We start from the raw sequence: 2,208 nt of genomic DNA, 5'->3' as shown, positions 1-2,208 counted from the left end.
AAAAAGGTAGCTTAAAGAACTTAACTAGGGTGACCGAATTCAGTTGACCAGGTCAGAGAATTTGAAAGCTATTTTCCTAGAACTAAGTCGCGTAGCTTTTATTTATTAAGGGAAATACCTTAATTTAACTCCAGATTTCAACACAGAACGCCTACAAATCGTCCAAATAGGTACTTAGCGCCAATAACGGCAAGGGTTTCAAGCAATGATTGATAAAAATGAATGAGCCTAACATCCTGATAATAAGCAATTTATTGGTATATTTGGTATACAAAAAAGCGAAATTCCCAAATAAAAGATCTTGTCTTATATTGCAGAACCGGATTTAGCGCCTTAACAACGAGCTTAACCCGAGCAACTGCAAAGTGCGAAAAACATATTATATAACAGTATGTTATACATTTTATGTTAAATAGAATTATGTTCAATAGTATGGAATTATAAATAAGATCAGATCTTGATCCAAACTTCAATTATCACATTTGTTATTGCAAATTAAGAATGAGATCGTTTTTACACTAATACATGAAGTTACAAGTGTGATTGTCGAGATCAAATTTTCAAAAATGTAAGTCACTGGTGAGATTGGGGACTTGTATGTAAGAATACGATGAGATTCGCTATCAAAACATACAAAAACAAGTTGGTATAATCTACCTTTGTTATTAAAAATCAAACACCTAAGATTCACGTCCACTTTTATTATAGCTAAATATATAAAATAGTATATATCCAGTCATTAAATAATTCGGCAATACTGAAGCTCACATTTATGTTAATTTGAGTGCGCTACGGTAAGTTATAATCCAATAACCTCTCCCCAAAAAAGCGAGTCAGTAAAAAATTTTAAGCTCTTAGGTATTGTGCAAGGCCCGAAGGCTCTGCATTACAGCGGAAGAAACTTTAGGAGATTAACTCATTTGTATTTGTTGAATCTGACTTCGCAGCACGTCCAGCGGTTGAGCTCCAGATAGAATCCAGCGGTCATTGATAACGAGTGTTGGAACAGCTTGAATTCCTAACTTTTGTGCGAGTTGCTGATCCTGCATGATTTCCTTTTGTAATTCAGGATCCTGACAGTCTTCTTTGAAACGCTCAACATCTAATCCCAACTCAACAGCCAAACTGATAAGTACCTCACTATCGGCAATGTTACGATTTTCGCTTAAATGAGCGCGTTGTACAGCGTCAAAATAATCCCAATGCCCCTTATCCCCGGCTTGTTTTTGTGCTGCTTTACAACCGAGTAATCCAGGCAGAGATGTTGGGTATTCAAAGTTTTTCTGACGCATTCCCTCAACATTAATACGCTTCTGGTCCTCGACTTTAGCGCACTGCTGCCAGTGGCCCAAGATAACCTTTTTGGCTTTGCTTCTTGAACCGAACATCTGCACCATGTCTTCCTTAGTGGCAGACAGAGCAAAGGCATGATGATGAACATCAAGACTTAGTTCTTCAGCTAGTTTTCGCAAACGGGGTGAAATGACATAACACCAACTACAGACTACATCATGGAAAAAATCTACTTTAATTTTGGATTTCATAATCCCTCTCATTTTAAAATATTTTGTTGAATATTAGATTACATAGTTACAGGATAAAGAAAAATACAAGAAATGAGATAACACTATTCTTGAAATGGCAATTATCAACAAAGCAGTGTGGTTCACCTGGATTTGCTCAGTTCTCAGAATTTATTCATTACACTTTACGATGATTTAGCTAAGCAGGAGTTATCTTTCCTGAAAAGAGGATCGCCCGCTGTTTGACATAAATAGGGTCCCTAATTCGGCTGTTTCTATATCTAACCTGCCTTTACTGCATATTTACCACTACCGGAAAATACGACACTAAGTGCGCCGAAGAAGTACAAGGCCTGTAATTCTAGTCCCCATCCACCTTGAGGAGTTAACGTTATAAAGTGTCCTGTATGAACTAATAACACAGCGACCAACATGGTGAAGGTTATAAGGGCTGCACCTATTCGATTGTAATAGCCCAAAATAACCATTAATGGTGCGATAATTTGACCTATAAAAACGGTATAAGCGGTAACTGCGGGCAGACCTATATTCTCAAATAGTCCACCGATAAACTCTATTGATTCAGGGTGCATAGCTTTGGCTATGCCATGAAACAAAGTTAATACCGCTACTGTGAGGCGAAGTATAAGTTTGCCCATATCTTCATTAAGTAAGTTTTCTAACA

At 37.2% G+C, this 2,208-nt stretch carries 2 protein-coding genes; both read right to left on the bottom strand.

Annotated features, from left to right (window positions below; all coding sequences use genetic code 11):
- Positions 1-911: 911 nt before the first annotated feature.
- Entirely contained in the window at positions 912-1,544 is a 633-nt protein-coding gene (locus AC4GME_RS18840; RefSeq protein ID WP_490377803.1) for a DsbA family oxidoreductase, read from the bottom strand.
- A 260-nt stretch (positions 1,545-1,804) separates the two neighbouring features.
- Positions 1,805-2,208, bottom strand: a 404-nt coding sequence (locus AC4GME_RS18835; RefSeq protein WP_490380044.1) for a DoxX family protein, incomplete at its 5' end; no start/stop codon positions are given.

It is taken from the genome of Psychromonas sp., from assembly GCF_983033635.1.
Note: the sequence above shows the minus strand (reverse complement) of the source record. Positions and strands in the feature narration are given on the sequence as shown.

Coding starts and splice junctions, on each gene's coding strand:
- AC4GME_RS18840 (WP_490377803.1), bottom strand. CDS start 1,544: ATGAAATCCAAAATTAAAGTAGATTTTTTCCATGATGTAGTCTGTAGT.